Source organism: Streptomyces apocyni (assembly GCF_009739465.1).
GTDB classification, from domain to species: domain Bacteria; phylum Actinomycetota; class Actinomycetes; order Streptomycetales; family Streptomycetaceae; genus Streptomyces; species Streptomyces apocyni.
Genome location: NZ_WHOM01000034.1, coordinates 66,506 through 84,371, shown reverse-complemented (window position 1 = coordinate 84,371; position 17,866 = coordinate 66,506). Strand labels below are relative to the sequence as shown.

The 17,866-nt window shown below is 71.0% G+C and carries 16 protein-coding genes and 2 tRNA genes; 5 read left to right on the top strand and 13 right to left on the bottom strand.

Translation table 11 applies throughout. From position 1 onward, the window contains the following. Positions 1–13: 13 nt before the first annotated feature. From GCN81_RS02885 to GCN81_RS02875, 3 genes are all read left to right on the top strand, one after another. Positions 14–799, top strand: coding sequence for an arylamine N-acetyltransferase family protein (locus GCN81_RS02885; RefSeq protein ID WP_156721829.1), 786 nt, complete (start codon positions 14–16; stop codon positions 797–799). Between the two features lie 159 nt (positions 800–958). Then, positions 959–2,305, top strand: coding sequence for a ferric reductase-like transmembrane domain-containing protein (locus GCN81_RS02880; protein ID WP_231626326.1), 1,347 nt, complete (start codon positions 959–961; stop codon positions 2,303–2,305). Beyond that, positions 2,302–3,894, top strand: a complete 1,593-nt coding sequence (locus GCN81_RS02875) for an NADH-quinone oxidoreductase subunit NuoF family protein (protein WP_156721828.1) — start codon at positions 2,302–2,304, stop codon at positions 3,892–3,894. Before GCN81_RS02880 ends, GCN81_RS02875 begins: the two co-directional genes overlap by 4 nt. A gap of 99 nt (positions 3,895–3,993) precedes the next feature. On the opposite strand, the gene GCN81_RS02870 is transcribed toward GCN81_RS02875, so the two are convergent. The 8 genes from GCN81_RS02870 to GCN81_RS31700 all read right to left on the bottom strand — a co-directional run bounded on the left by GCN81_RS02870 (position 3,994) and on the right by GCN81_RS31700 (position 8,780). Then, a tRNA-Ala gene (locus GCN81_RS02870) sits at positions 3,994–4,066 on the bottom strand. Positions 4,067–4,184: 118 nt separating this feature from the next. Continuing rightward, a complete protein-coding gene (locus GCN81_RS02865; RefSeq protein ID WP_156721827.1) occupies positions 4,185–4,418 on the bottom strand; it encodes a hypothetical protein in 234 nt (77 codons plus the stop codon). 346 nt (positions 4,419–4,764) lie between these two features. Then, positions 4,765–4,837, bottom strand: a tRNA-Ala gene (locus GCN81_RS02860). Between the two features lie 73 nt (positions 4,838–4,910). Next, positions 4,911–5,573, bottom strand: a complete 663-nt coding sequence (locus GCN81_RS02855; RefSeq protein ID WP_156721826.1) for a histidine phosphatase family protein — start codon at positions 5,571–5,573, stop codon at positions 4,911–4,913. Next, positions 5,570–6,013: a ribosome silencing factor gene (rsfS, locus tag GCN81_RS02850; RefSeq protein WP_156721825.1), complete on the bottom strand. Its 444-nt coding sequence runs from the start codon at positions 6,011–6,013 to the stop codon at positions 5,570–5,572. Before rsfS ends, GCN81_RS02855 begins: the two co-directional genes overlap by 4 nt. A gap of 204 nt (positions 6,014–6,217) precedes the next feature. After that, complete coding sequence (locus tag GCN81_RS02845; protein ID WP_156721824.1) at positions 6,218–7,903, bottom strand: LCP family protein; 1,686 nt, start codon at positions 7,901–7,903, stop codon at positions 6,218–6,220. A gap of 16 nt (positions 7,904–7,919) precedes the next feature. Continuing rightward, positions 7,920–8,555 carry a nicotinate-nucleotide adenylyltransferase gene (gene nadD / locus GCN81_RS02840; RefSeq protein WP_156721823.1) on the bottom strand — a complete coding sequence of 212 codons (636 nt, stop codon included), beginning with the start codon at positions 8,553–8,555 and terminating at the stop codon, positions 7,920–7,922. A 75-nt stretch (positions 8,556–8,630) separates the two neighbouring features. Continuing rightward, positions 8,631–8,780 (bottom strand): hypothetical protein, encoded by a 150-nt coding sequence (locus tag GCN81_RS31700; RefSeq protein WP_197287450.1) that lies wholly within the window; start codon positions 8,778–8,780, stop codon positions 8,631–8,633. Between the two features lie 240 nt (positions 8,781–9,020). On the opposite strand from GCN81_RS31700, the gene GCN81_RS02835 reads away from it, so the two are divergent. Then, a complete protein-coding gene (locus GCN81_RS02835) occupies positions 9,021–10,121 on the top strand; it encodes a M48 family metallopeptidase (protein WP_156721822.1) in 1,101 nt (366 codons plus the stop codon). A gap of 26 nt (positions 10,122–10,147) precedes the next feature. Here the strand turns inward: GCN81_RS02835 and GCN81_RS02830 are convergent, their stop codons facing one another. The 5 genes from GCN81_RS02830 to proB form a co-directional block, all read right to left on the bottom strand. Next, positions 10,148–11,251, bottom strand: a complete 1,104-nt coding sequence (locus GCN81_RS02830; RefSeq protein ID WP_156721821.1) for an SCO2583 family membrane protein — start codon at positions 11,249–11,251, stop codon at positions 10,148–10,150. Between the two features lie 141 nt (positions 11,252–11,392). Further along, positions 11,393–12,037: an SCO2584 family spore wall biosynthesis protein gene (locus GCN81_RS02825; protein ID WP_156721820.1), complete on the bottom strand. Its 645-nt coding sequence runs from the start codon at positions 12,035–12,037 to the stop codon at positions 11,393–11,395. Positions 12,038–12,137: 100 nt separating this feature from the next. Then, positions 12,138–13,439: a glutamate-5-semialdehyde dehydrogenase gene (locus GCN81_RS02820; protein ID WP_156721819.1), complete on the bottom strand. Its 1,302-nt coding sequence runs from the start codon at positions 13,437–13,439 to the stop codon at positions 12,138–12,140. A 132-nt stretch (positions 13,440–13,571) separates the two neighbouring features. Further along, positions 13,572–14,051: a hypothetical protein gene (locus GCN81_RS02815; protein WP_156721818.1), complete on the bottom strand. Its 480-nt coding sequence runs from the start codon at positions 14,049–14,051 to the stop codon at positions 13,572–13,574. 211 nt (positions 14,052–14,262) lie between these two features. Next, the gene (proB, locus tag GCN81_RS02810) at positions 14,263–15,369 is read right to left on the bottom strand and encodes a glutamate 5-kinase (RefSeq protein ID WP_156721817.1); all 1,107 of its coding nucleotides are present in this window, start codon (positions 15,367–15,369) and stop codon (positions 14,263–14,265) included. A gap of 344 nt (positions 15,370–15,713) precedes the next feature. Here proB and GCN81_RS02805 point away from each other — a divergent pair, with 344 nt between their 5' ends. After that, positions 15,714–17,840 carry a hypothetical protein gene (locus GCN81_RS02805; protein ID WP_407697931.1) on the top strand — a complete coding sequence of 709 codons (2,127 nt, stop codon included), beginning with the start codon at positions 15,714–15,716 and terminating at the stop codon, positions 17,838–17,840. Positions 17,841–17,866 lie beyond the last annotated feature (26 nt).

Below are 17,866 nucleotides of genomic sequence, written 5' to 3'. Positions count from 1 at the left end.
CAGACTGAGCCGCATGGACTCCACGAGCCTCGCCGCGTACCTGGACAGGATCGGCGCCGAGCGCCCCGCCCGCCCCACCACCGACGCCCTGCGCGACCTCCATCTGCGGCACCTGCGGACCGTCCCCTTCGAGAACCTCTCCCTCCACCTCGACGAGGACATCGTGCTCGACGAGAAGGCCCTGGTCGCCAAGGTCGTCGAGGCCCGCCGCGGTGGCTTCTGCTACGAACTGAACGGCGCCTTCGGGGCGTTGCTCCGCGCCCTGGGGTTCGAGGTGTCGCTCCTCCAGGCCAGGGTGTACGACGACACCGGCCACCCCGGCATCCCGTACGACCATCTGGCGCTGCGCGTCGAGACGGTGGACGGCGGCCCTTGGCTGGCCGACGTCGGCTTCGGCGTCCACTCCCACTACCCGCTGGCGCTGGACGACCGTACGGATCAGCCGGACCCCGCCGGAACGTTCCGGCTCAGCGACGCCCCAGGAGGCGACCTGGACGTCAGCCGCGACGGCAAGCCGCAGTACCTCCTGGACCTACGCCCGCGCGCACTCCGCGACTTCACGGCCGGGGCCTGGTACCACCGCACCTCACCCGCGTCCCACTTCACCCGGTCCCTGGTCTGCTCCCTGCTCACCGAGCACGGCCGGGTCACCCTGAGCGGGCACACCCTCAAGATCACCGTCGGCGATGAGCACCGTACGTCCGAAATCGCGTCCGATGCTGATCTATTGGCCGCCTACCGTGACCACTTCGGCATCACTCTCGACCGCCTGCCCAAGGAACCGGAGCAGCATCCCTGACGAGGGTTACTCGGCGTACCGGCCCCTAATGGGGCACATAGAGCCCCGATACCCACTAGATAACAACGCAATAACTCAAACCTCATACTGCCCGGTATCTCGGCGACTTAGCATGCGGCACAGCGGGACCGCTTTACCGAACCACTCGGAGTCGCCCCCATGAACCCTCCGCACGCCCGAAATCCCCTCAAAACCCTCAACCCCCTTCGCACGATCGCCTCCTGGACCACCCCGAGCGGGCCATCCAGGGGGATGATGAGCGCGGCCGCGCTGCTGCTCATACCCCTGACCGTCCTGGCCGGAAGTGACAGCTTCCGCGAAGGCCTCGACTTCACCACCGGCGTTCTGTCGCTGGTCTCCCTGACGGCCTCCGTCGTGTGGGGGCTAGTCGCCGCCGACCGCCTGTTCCTCACCACACGGCAACGGCTGCTCGCCCAGGCCGTGCACCGCGCGACCGGCGTCGCTGCGGTCGGCTTTCTGCTGCTGCACGGCACGGTCAAACTCGTCCTGGGCCATGTGTCGCTGGTCGGCGCGCTGATCCCGTTCGGGCTCGGCGTCCGTGGCACCGACGGGCTCATCGGCCTCGGCTCGCTCGCCGGACTGCTGATGATCACCGCGGGCGTCACTGGCGCGCTGCGCAGCGCCTTCGCCTCCCCCGCCAAAATCGCCGGTCGCTGGCGGGCGCTGCACATGCTGGCCTATCCCGCCTGGTGCGCCGGGCTGCTGCACGGCCTGTACGCGGGCCGCGAGGCCAAGCCCTGGGTCACGACGCTGTACGGTCTGTGCCTGCTCGGGGTCGCCGGGGCACTCGCGCTGCGCGCCGCGCCGGGGCCGGTCAAGCGCCGGGTCGCCGACCAGGTGCTCGCCGTCCTGGGCCGACCCGACGTCGGGCCACCCGCCGCGGCGGCCACGGCGGCGGCCCAGCAGGAGCCCGCGCGGCGTATCGCGCCGCTGCCCGGCATGGACGCCGCCACGGCGGACACCGGATACGGGTCGGAGCCCGGGCCCGTACCGCGACTGCCACGGCAGCGCATGGCGTCGCCCGCTCCCCCGCTGTACGAAGCGGCTCCCCCGCTGTATCCGGAACGCCCGGACACCGGTGCCAGCCCCGGGATGGCCGCCGCCTACCGCGCGCTGTCGACGGCGCCCGCCGACCGCTGGCCCGCGCCGTCGCCGCCACCGCCCGGCGAGGTATTCCGCCCCACGTACGAGGAGCCGCCAGCGGACCCCTTCAGCAGCACACCGACCGTGACGTACGACGCCGTCACCTACGACGCCGTCACCCACGACACGGCCGCGCCCAGCTACCACACGGTCGCCCCCAGCCCGAACGCGGACGCGCACGCGCACGCCATCCCGAACGCGCACGCGCACGCCATCCCGGACGCACACGCGCACGCCATCCCGAACGCGGGCAGCGAGGACATCACACAGCCGCTCCCCTCCCCCTTCCAGCCCCCGAGCGCCGGTGAGCCCTGGAGCGCCCCGACAGGAGGCACCAGGTGACCGGACCCCTACCTGACGTCCCCGAGGTGCGAGTCGTCGGACTCCCCCAGCTGACCTCGGGGTTCGACCTCGTGGAACGCCTCGACCTCGCGATGCACCTGAAGGTCCACGGCCCGCTGGACCCGGTGGGCGGCGAGCGGCTCGCCGCGCTCTCCGATGAGATCTCGCTGCGCGGCAGAGGCGGCGCTGGCTTCCCCTTCGCCACCAAGCTGCGGGCCGTCGCCCAGGCCGCCATCAAGCGGGGCGTACGTCCCGTGGTCGTCGTCAACGGCAGCGAGGACGAACCCGCCTGCCGCAAGGACACGGTGCTCATCAACCGCGGCCCGCACCTCATCCTGGACGGCGCCCTGCTCGCCGCCGAAGCCCTGGGCGCCCGCACCCTGATCATCGGGGTGACCCGGGACTCCACCGAGGCGTCGATGACCGCGGCACTCGCCGAGCGGGGCCTCACCGACCGGCGCGGTTCCGCGCTACGCGCGCGTGTGCAGCGAAACCCCGCCCGTATGGTCACCGGAGAGGCCTCGGCGCTGATCCGCTCCGCCGACGGCGGGCCCCCGCTGCCGCCCGGCCGCCGGGTACGCGCCGCGGAGTCAGGTGTGGGCGGCGCCCCCACCCTGCTGTCCAACGCCGAAACGTTCGCCCAGCTCGCGGTCGCCGCCCGGGTCGGCGCGAACCGCTACCGCGCCACCGGCCTGTTCGACGAGCCCGGCACGGTCCTGCTCACCCTCTCCGGCGATGTGTCCCGGCCCATGGTCGTCGAGGTGCCCACCGGAGTGCCGCTGCGCTACGTCCTCCAGCTGGCCGGGGCGCCACCGCTCCCCCAGGGCGTGCTCACCGGCGGCTACCACGGCAGCTGGCTGTCCGCGACGGCCGCGCACGACGCCGTGGTCTCCCGGGCCTCCCTGAAGGCGCTGGGCGGCTCGCTGGGCGCCGGTGCGGTGCTGCCCCTGGGCAACGACACCTGCCCACTCGGCGAAGCGCTCCAGGTCGCGAACTGGCTGGCCTCCGAGAGCGCGGGCCAGTGCGGCCCCTGCCGACTCGGGCTGCCAGCGGCGGCGAACGGCCTCGCCGACGTTCTGAACGGCGGCGGCCCGGCGGCCCTGGAGGCGCTGCGCGAGGTGACCCGGGCAGTACGGGGGCGTGGCGCGTGCAAGCACCCCGACGGTTCGGCGAACTTCCTCGCCTCCACACTCGCCGCGTTCCCCGACGATCTGGCCGCGCATGTACTGAGCGGGGGCTGCGGCCGCGAGACCAGGGCGCTGTTGCCGCTGCCGGGCGCTGGGCATCAGGACCCCGGGGCGCCGAGCGGTGAGCGACTGGCGGTCGACTGGACGCTGTGCCAGGGCCATGGCCTGTGCGCGGACGTGGTGCCCGAGCTGATCCAGCTGGGGCCCGACGGCTTCCCGACCGTCGCGGACGCGGCCGTTCCGCTGGCGCTGCGCGGGGTGGCCCAGCGGGCCGTACGCCGCTGTCCCGCACTCGCGCTGCGCCTGGAGCGCACGGGTACGGGTGCGGCGGCCGACCGGCCCGCACGCGCCGCGCTGCCCAGCCCGCCCGGCCGCAAGGCCCTGGACAGCGGCCGGGGTTGACCGGACCCAGCACAAACAAGAGTGGGCCGCCCGGATCGGGCGGCCCACTCTTGGGTGGATCTGCACATCTGTGGATCTGTGAAGCTGGTGGATCTTCTGTGGAGCTAAGGAGAATTGAACTCCTGACCTCCTGCATGCCATGCAGGCGCTCTACCAACTGAGCTATAGCCCCTTGCGGTGTGTCGTCCCGGTGTTCCCCGCGGCGACGTCGACAACATTAACGGTCCACCCGGCCATCCACCAAATCGGTTACGAGACCGGGAAGCCCGCCCCCGGGGAGGCGCGCCCGGTCACGCGGTGGCGAAGGAATAGAAGCGCTTGAGGGTGCAGTGTTCGTCCAGCAGCCGACCGTAGATCGGCTCGCCCTCGAGCTCGCGGTAGGTCTCGATGGGGTCGCCTTTTATGATCAGCGCCCGTGCGCATTCCTCGCACCAGTACTGGTACTCGGAGTTGACCGGTTCCATGTCGCGGACGATGGGCGTGCCGCTGCCGCACCAGTCGCAGGTTCTCCTGTGTGCACCCATCGATCAGCTCCAACTGTGGCCGCAGGCCGTGCACACATAGGAGATTCCGCCGTTGTCCCCCAGCACCTGGGCGACGTGAACGGAACCGCAGGACGGGCAGTTCAGGTTGCTCGCGGGCATCACGCCTCTCCCTCCCACCGGGCCGGCTCGTACAGCTGCGTCCCCTCGCGACCGTCCGATTCTGTCACGGTCACACGGATGGGTCAGCGGCGTACGCGTTCCCTTCCGTATGAGTCCGGTGAGTCCGGACTCGGGAGGCAGTCCGCGTCGCCCACGGTCGCGGGCGGCGCGCCCTGGATGCAGAAAGTCCCGCCGATCAAGGTGATCTGGCGGGACTCCGGGATTGTGGAGCTAAGGAGAATTGAACTCCTGACCTCCTGCATGCCATGCAGGCGCTCTACCAACTGAGCTATAGCCCCGGGCGTTCTTCCCGCTCGGCGGGCGAACAAGAAGAACTCTAGCCCGTGACCAGCCGGAAAGTGAAATCCGGGGTCAGTCGTCGTCGCCGAGTACCGGCTCCGGGAGCGTGCCCGCGTTGTGCTCCAGGAGCCGCCAGCCGCGCGCGCCGTCGCCCAGTACGGACCAGCAGCAGTTGGAGAGCCCGCCGAGGCTCTCCCAGTCGCGTGAGTCCAGGCCGAGAAGGCGTCCGATGGTGGTGCGGATGGTGCCACCGTGACTGACGACGACCAGCGTGCCGTCGTCAGGCAGCTTGTCGGCGTGCCGCAGCACGACGGGCGCGGCCCGGTCGGCGACCTCGGTCTCCAGTTCGCCGCCGCCGCGGCGCACCGGCTCGCCGCGCTTCCACGCCGCGTACTGCTCGCCGAACCGCGCGATGATCTCGTCGTGGGTCAGGCCCTGCCACTGGCCCGCGTAGGTCTCGCGCAGGCTGTCGTCGTAGCTGATGTCCAGACCGGTGAGGACGCCGAGCTCCTGGGCGGTGGCGGTGGCCCGCTTCAGGTCGGACGCGATGATCGCGTCCGGGCGCAGCGAGGCGAGCAGCCGGGCGGCCCTGCGGGCCTGCCCGATGCCGTCGTCGGTCAGCTCGATGTCCGTACTGCCCTGGAAGCGGCGCTCCAGGTTCCAGGAGGTCTGGCCGTGCCGCCACAGGATGACGCGTCGGCCACGGCGGACGTCGCCGGTCGTGGCACCGCTCACCTGTAGTCCCCCGCCGTCGCGTCGGCGTCGGCTGCTGCCTCCTTGGCGTGCTGCTCGGCCTTGCCACGGGTGGCCTTGGCTTCGTCCGGCAGCTCCAGCTCGGGGCAGTCCTTCCAGAGCCGCTCGAGCGCGTAGAAGACCCGCTCCTCGCTGTGCTGGACGTGCACCACGATGTCGATGTAGTCGAGCAGCACCCAGCGGGCCTCGCGGTCGCCCTCGCGGCGCACCGGCTTGACGCCGAGCTCCTTGTTGAGCCGCTCCTCGATCTCGTCGACGATCGACTTGACCTGGCGGTCGTTGGGCGCGGAGGCCAGCAGGAAGGCGTCCGTGATCGACAGGACGTCGCTGACGTCGTAGGCGATGATGTCGTGCGCGAGCTTGTCGGCCGCCGCCTGCGCGGCAACGTTGATGAGCTCGGTGGAGCGGTCCGTCGCGGTCACTACGAGGCTTTCTTTAGACGGTCATTCGGGTGGGCGCGGGGCGCACGGCGAAGCCGTGCGTGATGCTGCCCCGCATCAAGCAGTACCTCAAGGGTCTCACGGACCACCGACAGGTCCCCAAACGTTTACTCGGGGCCCCGGCAGCGGGGCGCGTACTATCCGGCCTCGTAGTGCGCCTACCCGGCCTCGCAGTGCGCCTTCCGCCTACTCGGTCTCGTAGTCCGCGCCCAGTACGACCGCGATGTCCGCGTTCGCCGCGACCTTGTCCTTCTGCACCGCGCTCGCCGACAGCCCCAGCGTCTTGGCGACCTCGACCGCCTCCGCCTTCCGGCTGCTGTCCGCGTACGTGACCAGGGTGGCCGACGCGCCGTCCGCGCCGCCTGCACCGCCCGCGCCACCGCCGGACACGACCGTGTACCCACCGTTGACCAGGGAGACCCGGGCGCTCTGCACCGCCTCCTTGTCCCCGGAGACGTTCACCCGTACCGCCGCGCCCTGCTCCGGGCTCTTGACCTTGCCGCCCAGGACGTCCTTGACCACGGCGTCCGTGGCCTTCGCGGTCAGCGCGCCGTCCTCCTGGACCGGCAGCACCCGGGTGTCGTACGCGCCCTCCTTGGCGTGCTCGGCCAGCTTGGCCAGCGAGGCGCCCAGGTCCTTCTCGGTGAGCGACGGGTCCAGGATCTGGGCGAGCGTCTTCACCGTCAGGGTGGCATCCTTCGGGTCGGTGGACAGCTTGCGCAGCACCCCGCGCAGGACCGCGCCGAACCGTTCCAACTGCGCCGACTCGGACTCGTCCGGTGCGCGGTAGGTGGCGTACGCGACGGCCATCGGGCCACTCAGGGTCTGCTGCTCACCCTTGCTGACCAGTGGGGACTCGCCCTTCTTCGGCGCCTTGGGGTCGGGGACGTCGGTGTCCGTGTCGATCTCGATGTTGCCGACGAGCTCGACGAGGTTGTTGAGGTACGGAGTGTCGAGCCGCCAGCTGCCCTCGATCCGGGTGCCCAGCAGCGCGTCGATCGCCTCGCGTGTCCCGGCCGTGCCGTCCTCGTCGACGGACTTGCCCAGCGTGGTCGTGGTGGAGCCGTCGTCGCTGGTGACGGCGAGCGAGTTGGGCAGCAGCACGGTGGTGCCCTGCCCGGTGGTGGTGTTGTTGACGAGCAGCGCCGTGGAGGTACCGCCCTCCTTGGTGTTGTGCAGGTGGACAACGATCACATCGCGCTTCTGGGGGCCGCTCCCCGCGACCGGGTCGTCGGAGCCTCCGGACGACAGTCCGGGCAGCTTGCCCGCGTGCCAGAGGTAACCGACGCCTCCAGTGAGCGCCAGCGCGAGCACCACGAGCAGCGCGACCATACGGTTGCGGCCGCGGCGCCTGGCCTCCTCGCGGCGCTCGGTGCGGCTCTCGGTGAACTTCAGCCAGTCGATGACGTCCTCGGAGTCGTCGTCCGGCTCCTCGATGAACGCGAACATCTCGGTGCGGTAGTCGCGGTCGTCGCGGTCGGCGCGGTCGGCGTCGTCCTGGCGTGACGGCTCATGAGGGCGCTGCGGCTCCGGCTGGTGCTGCTGCGGGACCCAAGCCGTCTGCTGCGTCTGCTGGGGCTGCTGCTGCGTCTGCTGCTGGGGCTGTTGGGGCTGTTGGGGCTGCTGCTGGGGCTGCTGGGCGGCGTACGGGTCGTAGCCCGGTACGGGTTGCTGCTGCCCCGTGTCGGTGGAGGTGGCGGCGTAGGGGTCGTAGCCGTACCCCTGCTGGGGAACCTGAGGGGCGTACGGGTCGTACTGCTGCTGCCACGCGACCTGCTGGTACACCGGGCGGCCGTACTCGTCGTACCCGACGATCTCGTACTGCTGACCCTCCTGATGACCCGGGTAAGGGTCGTACTGTCGGTCGTTCACCGGTGCCCCTCTCGGCTCACTCGCCGCGGTACAACTCACGCTTGTCGATGTACCGCACCACACCGTCCGGCACCAGATACCAGACCGGGTCCCCCTTGGCGACCCTCGCGCGGCAGTCCGTCGAGGAGATCGCCAGCGCCGGGACCTCCACCAGGGACACCCCGCCTTCCGGAAGGCCAGGGTCCGCCAGGGTATGCCCCGGCCGGGTCACCCCGATGAAGTGAGCGAGGGAAAACGTCTCAGCGGCGTCCCGCCAGGTGAGGATCTGCCCCAGCGCGTCGGCCCCGGTGATGAAGAACAGGTCCGCGTCCGGGTTCAGCTCGCGCAGTTCCCGCAGGGTGTCCTTGGTGTAGGTCAGCCCGCCGCGGTCGATGTCGATACGGCTGACCGAGAACTGAGGGTTCTCGGCGGTGGCGATGACCGTCATCAGATAGCGGTCCTCGGCCGGGGAGACCGTCGCATGGGTCTTCTGCCACGGCTTACCCGTCGGTACGAACACCACCTCGTCCAGGTGGAACTGGGCGGCTACCTCGCTGGCGGCCACCAGGTGTCCGTGATGGATCGGATCGAACGTCCCGCCCATGACACCGAGGCGGCGCTTGTTCGCGCCGCTGTCTTCCGCTGGGCCGGTAGGCATGTCCTGCTCTCCCATGCGTGCAGACCCTACCGGCCCGGTCACCGGGCCGGTCCCCCGGCGGCCGGGGCTAAAGCGGCTTGCCGCTCGGGCTCAGCGGTCCCGGTTGAAGCGCGTGGTGATCCAGAGCAGCAGCAGCAGCGCGAGAAGCGCACCACCGCCGGTGAGGTAGGGGCTGGGGCCTGACCCTCCCTCGGAGGCGAGGGGGGTCAGCTGGGCTGCGGTGCTGTGCAGGAGGCTCATCGTCGACAGGACCTATCCGGGTGGGTACGGGCTGGAAGCTTCAGGCACATCGTAAGCGGGGGCCCCGCACGCCCTCACCCCGACTCAGGCGTACGCGGTGCCAGGCCAGGCGGTGCGGAGTTCCGACTCGCCCGGATCACTGCCGTGCCGGAACCCTGCCCGTAGGCTGGACGTTCCATCGGGGGGCGAGAACACTCGCACAGCGCGGGACCCACGCGCGGAGACTTTGGGGGCTGTCACATGACCGAGAACACCGAAAGCCACGACAACCTGCCGGGTCGCCGGCGCCGGCGCTTCGAGGGGATCTCCTCACGGGCGTACGAACACCCGGCGGACCGCTCGGCCCTGGTGGCGCTGCGCAAGCTCACCGGCTTCGACACCGTCTTCAAGGCACTGAGCGGGCTGCTGCCCGAGCGCAGCCTGCGGCTGCTTTTCCTGTCGGACTCAGTGCGGGTGAGCGACGACCAGTTCGCGCATCTGTACGCGATGCTGCGCGACGCCTGCTACATCCTGGACCTGGAGAAGGTCCCGCCGATGTACGTCACCCAGGACGCCAATCCGAACGCGATGTGCATCGGCCTGGACGAGCCGATCATCGTGGTCACCACGGGCCTGGTCGAGCTGCTCGACGAGGAGGAGATGCGCGCGGTCATCGGCCATGAGGTCGGCCACGCGCTCTCCGGCCACGCCGTCTACCGCACGATCCTGCTCTTCCTCACCAGCCTCGCGCTCCGCGTCGCCTGGATTCCGCTGGGGAACATCGCGATCATGGCGATCGTCACGGCCCTGCGCGAGTGGTTCCGTAAGTCGGAGTTCTCCGCGGACCGCGCCGGGCTCCTGGTCGGGCAGGACCTACAGGCCTCGATGCGCGGCCTGATGAAACTGGCGGGCGGCAACCACCTCCACGAGATGAACGTGGACGCGTTCCTGAAGCAGGCCGAGGAGTACGAGGCCGGGGGCGACCTGCGCGACTCCGTACTCAAGATCCTGAACGTGCTGCCGCGCACCCACCCCTTCGCCGCGGTGCGTGCGGCCGAGCTGAAGAAGTGGTCCGAGACCCGCGACTACCAGCGGATCATGGACGGCCACTACCCGCGGCGCGGCGAGGACGACGACACCTCGGTCTCCGACTCCTTCCGCCAGTCGGCGAGCAACTACGCCGATGACGTGCGCTCCAGCAAGGACCCGCTGATGAAGCTGGTCTCGGACATCGCGGGCGGCGCCGGCGACCTGGGCGGCAAGCTCCGTAACAGCTTCCGGGGGCCCGGAAGCCAGGGCGGACAGAGCGGACAGGGCGAGCGGGGCGACGGGCCCGGAAAGGACCGCGACACGGACAGCTAGACAGCTAGGCCCGGGAGCCAGCGGGGTCAGGCGGCCGGTGACGGCTGCGCGGCGGTGGAGAGCGCCCCGCACAGCGTCATCGGCGCCCCACCCCTGGCGTACGGATCGGTCGCGCCAGAACCCGAACCCCCGGCCTTGGACCGCTCCCCCGCGAACAGCGGACGCAGCCGGTCTGCCGCGGCCCGCGGGTCCTTGGGGCAGGCCATCGGCCCGGCCTGGACATCGGAGGTCAGCAGCTCCGCCCGGCGCAGCCGCAGATCGTCCTCGTCGAAGCGGAAGCGCAGCTCCCGCCGGACGGTGAACAGCGAGGCACGCCCATCGCCCCCGACCGCCGGCTTCAGCGCGTAGACGAAGGTGTGCGCGGAGGTCACCTCGAGGGTCGCCGCGTCCACCTCCACGAGCCGCATGCTGCCCCGCACCCGGACGCGGGCGTCGGCCAGCACGGCCTGCTCGGGGTCGAAGCGCACCAGCCAGCCGGTGGCCGCGTGCCGCCCGTCCGCGGCCGGATGCGCCAGGCTCTGGTCGAACTGGTCGTACTGCTCCGAGTCGAGCAGTATCCGCACCGGCCGCACCGCGCCACCGATCAGTACGGCCGGGTCGAGCGAGGACTCCACCAGGTACTCCTTGGCGGTGGTCAGCGCCGTCATCACCTGGCTCTCCGTGAAGTTCCCCGTACTCCGCGCCGCAGGCAGCGCGATCCCCGCCGCGCCGGACTTGAACTGCGCGGCGGGCGAGCGCGCGAACAGCTCATCGGCCCGCGACGCCCCAGGCACCGCGCCCTGCGGGACAAGCGGCACGACGGTCATCCGCAGCGGTTCGACGGGCCGGGCGGCCGCCTCCGGCTCGGACTGCCTGAGGCCCATGAGGACCGCGGTCGCGAAGGCCAGGGCGATCAACAGGGCGAGGATCATGACCTGGACGCGCAGCCCCCTGCCACGGGAGCGGCCGGGCCGCCCGGCGAGTCGGCGTACGGCGGGCGCGTGTTCGGTGATCCGCTCCCGCGCCGAGAACTCCTGGAGCCGGGCAGCCCGGACGAAGGACTCGTCGAACACCACGGATCGGTACTCTTCCTCGCCACCACCGGGGACGCCTTCGGGTGTGCCCTCAGGTGGGTCTCCAGGCCCGGTCATACCTTCAGAGTAGGGTTCCGCGGCCCTGGCTAAACTCCCTTGCGCGGGACAACTTCTGACGGAGCATCACACGCCATGGCGACATGTCACGGCGACCGTCACGCCGACGCATCACGACGACCGCCACGACGTCACATCACCTCACGGCGTACGCGGCTCCGCGGAGACCGGTGGCTGGCGGTAGTCGGCGGAGGCCGACGGGGAGTTCTCCATCCCACTGGTCGCGGGCGGCGGCACCGGGTCCCGGTTGCCCGACGAGGCGCCTCGGTACACGGCGGTGAAGGCCAACGCGACCATGCCGATCCCCATCAGGACCGCGAGCACCCAGGCGACGGTCCGGTGCCAGCGGCCTCGGCTCAGCGGGCCCCGGCCGCCGTCCTCGACAGCATCCGGGTCATAGCCTTCGTAGAGCTCCGAGCCATGGCCGTACCCGGCGCCGCGATCCGCGCGGGGGTCGCCGCCGTACCCGCCGTGGTGGCGGTCGTACGCGTCGTACCCCTCATAGCCGTCGTACCCGTCGTACGTCTCGTACCCGTCGGGAACGTCGTCCGTCTCGTCGTCGGGTCTCGCCCGCCGGGAGCGGGTCCGGCGCGCCTCGGCCTCGGCGCGCGCCTGAGCTGCGGCGAGCAGCCTCTCCACAGCCGTGGGCTCGTGGACCTGCGCGGACCGCACGAAGTCCTCGTCGAAGACCACGGAGGCGAACTCCTCGTCCGCGCCCCCGCGGTCCTGGCTGTCGTCGGGCTCTCCGCCATCAGAAAACGGCGTACCCCCCACGTCCTCCGGCACGCAACCAGAGTAGACCTGGGGGGTCGTTTTGGGCAGTCCGTACGGGAATCCGGTCAGTACGGAAATCCCGTCCGTACGAGGGTCCGGTACGGGCGTCGCGTCAGCGGATGTGCCCGTCGCCGGTGACGATGTACTTGGTCGAGGTCAGCTCGGGAAGCCCCATCGGGCCCCGCGCGTGCAGCTTCTGCGTGGAGATCCCGATCTCGGCGCCGAAGCCGAACTGCCCGCCGTCCGTGAACCGCGTCGAGGCGTTCACGGCGACCGTGGTGGAGTCCACCAACTGGGTGAATCGGCGGGCGGCCTGCTGCGAGGTGGTGACGATCGCCTCGGTGTGCCCCGAGGTCCACAGCCGGATGTGCTCCACGGCCGCGTCCAGCGAGTCGACGACGGCGGCCGCGATGTCGTACGAGAGGTACTCGGTCTCCCAGTCCTCGGTGGTCGCGGGCACCACCGTGGCCTTGGTCCCGGGCCCCTCCTCGGCGTACGCGGCCACCCGCTCGTCGGCGTGCACGGTCACCCCGGCCTCGGCGAGGGCCTCCAGCGCACGCGGCACGAAGGCGTCGGCGATGTCCTGGTGGACCAGGAGCGTCTCGGCGGCGTTGCAGACGCTGGGGCGCTGCGCCTTGGAGTTGACCAGGATCTCCACGGCCATGTCCAGGTCGGCGTCGGCGTCCACGTACACATGGCAGTTGCCGGTGCCGGTCTCGATCACCGGGACGGTGGACTCCTCGACGACCGTACGGATCAGCGACGCGCCACCGCGCGGGATCAGCACGTCGACCAGGCCGCGGGCCCGCATCAGCTCCCGTACCGAGTCCCTGCTGTCGCCCGGCACCAGCTGGATGGCGTCGGCGGGCAGCCCGGCCCCGCCGACGGCGTCCCGCAGCACCCGCACCAGCGCCATGTTCGAGTGGTACGCGGAGGACGAGCCACGCAGCAGCACGGCGTTCCCCGACTTCAGGCAGAGGGCGGCCGCGTCCACGGTGACGTTGGGCCGGGCCTCGTAGATGATCCCGACGACCCCGAGCGGGACCCGGACCTGGCGCAGGTCGATGCCGTTGGGCAGCGTCGAGCCACGGACCACCTCGCCGACCGGGTCGGGCAGCGCCACCACATCGCGTACGTCGGAGGCGATCGCCTTGACCCGCTCGGGGGTGAGGGTGAGCCGGTCGACGATGGACTCGCTGGTGCCCGCCTCGCGGGCCTTGGCGATGTCCTGGGCGTTGGCCTCGACGATCTCCTTGGTGCGCACTTCGAGCGCGTCGGCGATCGCCAGCAGGGCGTCGTCCTTGGCCGCACGCGGCAGCGGCGCGATCACGGCGGCGGCGCCGCGGGCGCGGTAGGCGGCCTGGGCGACGGCCGACAGGTCGTCGTACGGGGAGAGCGAGGAGGACACAGTCATGCTCGCAGGGTAATAGGGTCGGCGACGGCGTCCCGCACGCATCCCGCACTCCGAGACACGCACACTCACCCGCACGCGGACACGCGGACACGCACACGGACACCCGAGACGTACGCGGACACGCGGGCTGACTCAGTACGGATGTACGCCCACCGGCGCGGCGGGCGGCGGTCCGTAGCCCTCAGAGACGCGCTGGTGGTACGTGTCCCGGTCGATGACCTCCAGGCCGACGATCTCCCAGGGCGGCAACTGCGCGCTCTGCCGGTGCTCGCCCCACAGCCGCAGCGCGACCGCCGCGGCGTCGTGCAGGTCCCGGGCCTCTTCCCAGTAGCGGATCTCCGCGTGGTCGTCGGCGTACCGGCTGGTCAGCAGGAACGGGTGGTCGTGGGCGAGCTGCTCCAGGCCGCGTCTGACGTCCGGCAGCGACGCCGGGGCTCCCGAGACACTCAGCGTCACATGCCAGAGCCGCGGCAGCGGCTCACTCTTCGCTCCGCTCTGCTCTCTCGGCCCCTCGTCCATGTCTCCGTCCGTATAGCCCGCTCCCGCGGCGACGCTCGTCAGTGTCCGCTCAGCGGAGCCTCGCCCCGCCGTCCCGGAGCGCACTCGTCTCACCAGCGGCCTCCCGATGTGCCCTCAGCTGCCCTCGCCATGCCGAACTCCCCGCTTCAAAGTTGACCAGCTTGGGTCGGCCCGCGTGACCGTTTTCCGGAAGGTCCCTCACTTAGAGCACGCGGAGCGGACCTTTTTCGGACTGTCCTACGCGGAAGTCAGTTCGCGGGATTCAGCTCGCTGGAGTCACGTCGGATGCGGGGCGTCAGCCCGCCTACGAGGGCAGCAGCACCAGATCGTCCCGGTGGATGACCTCACGCTCGTACGCGGGCCCCAGCTCCTTCGCCAGTTCCCGGGTCGACCGCCCGATCAGCTGGGGGATCTCCTTGGCGTCGAAGTTGACGAGTCCGCGGGCCACCGCGCGCCCCGCCGCGTCCCGCAGCTCCACCGGGTCACCGGCGGCGAACTCACCCTCGACGGCCTGGATGCCCGCGGGCAGCAGCGACGTGCGCCGCTCGACCACCGCGCGTACCGCCCCGTCGTCGAGGGTGAGCGCGCCCTGCGGCGTCGAGGCGTGCTGCAGCCACAGCAGCCGGTCGGCGGAGCGTCGCCCGGTGCGGTGGAAGTGGGTGCCGGTGGGCCGCCCGGCGAGGGCGTCCGCGGCGTGCACGGCCGAGGTGAGCACGACCGGGATGCCCGCGGCCGCGGCGATCGTGGCGGCCTCCACCTTGGTGGCCATGCCGCCGGTGCCGACGCCCGCCTTGCCCGCGCTGCCGATCCGGACGTGCGCTATGTCGGCGGGCTCCCGTACCTCCTCGATACGTGAGGTGCCGGGCTTGGCCGGGTCGCCGTCGTACAGCCCGTCCACGTCCGAGAGCAGCACCAGCAGATCGGCGCGTACGAGATGGGCGACGAGCGCGGCCAGCCGGTCGTTGTCACCGAACCTGATCTCGTCCGTGGCCACGGTGTCGTTCTCGTTGACGACGGGCAGCGCGCCCATCGCGAACAGCTGGTCCAGGGTGCGTGAGGCGTTGCGGTGGTGGGCGCGGCGGGCCATGTCGTCGCTGGTCAGGAGCACCTGTCCGACCCGTACGCCATAGCGCGCGAAGGACGCGGTGTAGCGCGCGACCAACAGTCCCTGCCCGACGCTCGCCGCGGCCTGCTGCCTGGCCAGGTCCCGGGGCCGACGGCGCAGCCCGAGCGGCGCGAGCCCGGCGGCGATGGCGCCCGACGAGACGAGCACGATCTCCTTCTCACCTCCGCTGCGCACCTTCGCCAGCACGTCCACCAGGGCGTCGACGCGGTCCGCGTCCAGGCCGCCGGTCGCGGTGGTCAGCGACGACGAGCCGATCTTGACCACGATCCGGCGCGCATCCGCCACACTCTGCCTTGTGCCTGACACTCCCACGACCCCAATGATTCCGATGGTTCCGAAATGGTTCCGACCTGCCCGTACTGCCCGTACCGCTCCCTGAATCTACGCGAGAGGGGGCGGGCGACGCCGCAGCGTTTCACCGTCAGACCGCCGGGCACCCGCCGAGCACCCACCGAGCCCGTAGAGAACGCCTCGGGAGCTCACCCTGTTTGTGTCGATATCAGGTGATCGATGCCGCGACAGATTGCTACGACGGCACTTGAAGTCATACGGTCAGGGGTCAGACTCCCCCGCTTGTGGGCCCGACCCTGTCGCCGCGCCCCTCATTCCCTCTGCAGGAGCCCCAGCCCGTGCCCTCTGCCGGACTCGTCCCCAGCCGCGCCAGTCGCGTCGTACAGCTCCTCGCAAGCCGCGCAGTGCAGCTTCTCGCGCTGTCCGCGATGCTCGCGTTCTTCACGGCCCAGCTCGTCGGTGCCCTCACCTCGATCGTGCCACTGCTGGTCGTGGCGTCCGCGGGTGGTCTCGCGCTCGAGCTGTTCCTGCAGTACAAGAACCCCCGGCTGACCGCCGTACTCGGCAAGATCCGCTTCGACGTCACGGTCCGGCAGTTGCTCCGTGACGCGCTGCTGCTGATCGGCCTCTTCAACAGCGACGACATCGGCGCCGGGGTCAGCTCCCCGCTCACCGTGGCGCTGATCGCGTTCTACGCCCTGCACTTCGCGTGCCAGGCGGCCGCGATCCTGGTGCGCCGCGCCCGCCAACTGCCGTTCGTCACCCGGAACGTCGACGCCTCCGCGCTGCGGCTGACCGATGCCCCCCCTCGCATCCTGGCCCGTCGCCAGAGCCACCGGCTGCTGACCTTCGTGGTGCCCGCCACCACGGGGCTGCTGCTGACCGCGCTCACCACGGACCTGGTCTGGGGCGCTGTCGGAGTCGGCCTGTCGATCGCGCTGATGGGTGGTGGCTGCCTCTATCTCGCCAGCTGGCTGCTGCCGAGGAAGCGCGCGGTGGGCGAGCAGGAGGCGCTGCGCTGGCTGGACGCCTGGCTGGCCGGCTACCAGCCGACCGTCGCCCTGTACTTCTCCGGCGGCACCACTTCCGCCTACCAGGCGAACATGTGGCTCTCCACGCTCTCCGAGCTGGACGGCAAGCCGCTGATCGTGCTGCGCGAGCGCTTCATGGTGCAAAAGATCGCCGCCACTGACGTGCCGGTCCTGTGCATCCCCCGGGTCACGAACATGTACGCCCTGGAGGACTCGACGCTGCGGATGATGCTGCACCCGGCCAACGCCGCGAAGACCTCGCAGGTGCTGCGTATCCCCACCATCAAGCACGCCTTCATCAACCACGGCGAGAGCGACAAGCTCTCCTCCTGCAACCCCTACGCCAAGGCGTACGACGAGGTGTGGGTGGCGGGCCCCGCGGCCCGCGAGCGCTACCAGCTCGCCGACATCGGCGTCGACGACGGGGACGTCGTCGAGGTCGGGCGCCCCCAGCTGTCCCCGATCCAGGCCTACGCGGGCCCGCCGTCCGGTGCGTACACCACCGTGCTGTACGCGCCCACCTGGGAGGGCTGGGACGGCAACCCGGGCAACACCTCGGTGGTCCTGGCGGGCGAGAACATCGTCCGGCATCTGCTGGCCGACGACAGCGTACGGCTGCTCTACAAGCCGCACCCGATGACCGGCTCCCAGGACCCGAGCGCCGGTGCGGCGGACCAGCGCATCAGGGCGATGATCCAGGAGGCCAACACCCGGCGCTCGGGCGCCCGTCCGGGACCCGAGGCCGCCCGAGAGCTCGCCCGGCGCACCGCCGAGCTCGACGCGCTCACCAGCAAGGCCTTCCGGGTCAGCGCCGACGAACTGGAGCGCATGCGACTGCAGGGCGCCCCGGACGGTGACCGCGAGGCAGCGGTGACCGAGGCGACGGAGGCCTGGGAGGCCGCGTACTGGGCGTCGTTCCCCGAGTGGGAGCACCGGATCGTCATCGGCGCCCGCCCGGCGATCTTCACCTGCTTCAATCAGGCCGACCTGTTGATCAGCGATGTCTCCAGCGTCGTCTCCGACTGGCTCTACAGCGACAAGCCGTACGCCGTCGCCAACACGTCGGGGATGAGCGAGGCGGAGTTCCGGGACAGCTTCCCGACGGTGTCGGCGGCCGCCATCCTCGCCCCGGACGCGGACACCGTACCGGCGCTCCTCAAGGCCGTACGCGACCCGGAGCTCGACCGCTTCGCGGAGGCCCGCGCCAAGCTCAAGGAACGCCTCCTCGGCCCGTCGGACCCGCCGTCCATCGACCGCTTCAACGCCGCGGTCCGCGCCCTGTGCGAGCAGGCCGACGCCCGCCGGGTACGGATGGCGACGCGCCCCGCCGAGACGCCTCCAGGCCAACTCACCGAAGACGGTGAGCCCGAGCCGGACACCGCGGCCGACCTGGGCGACACGAACACGACCGACACCGAAGAAGTCAACGTGTAGGACCACCCACGCATACGGCCGAAGGG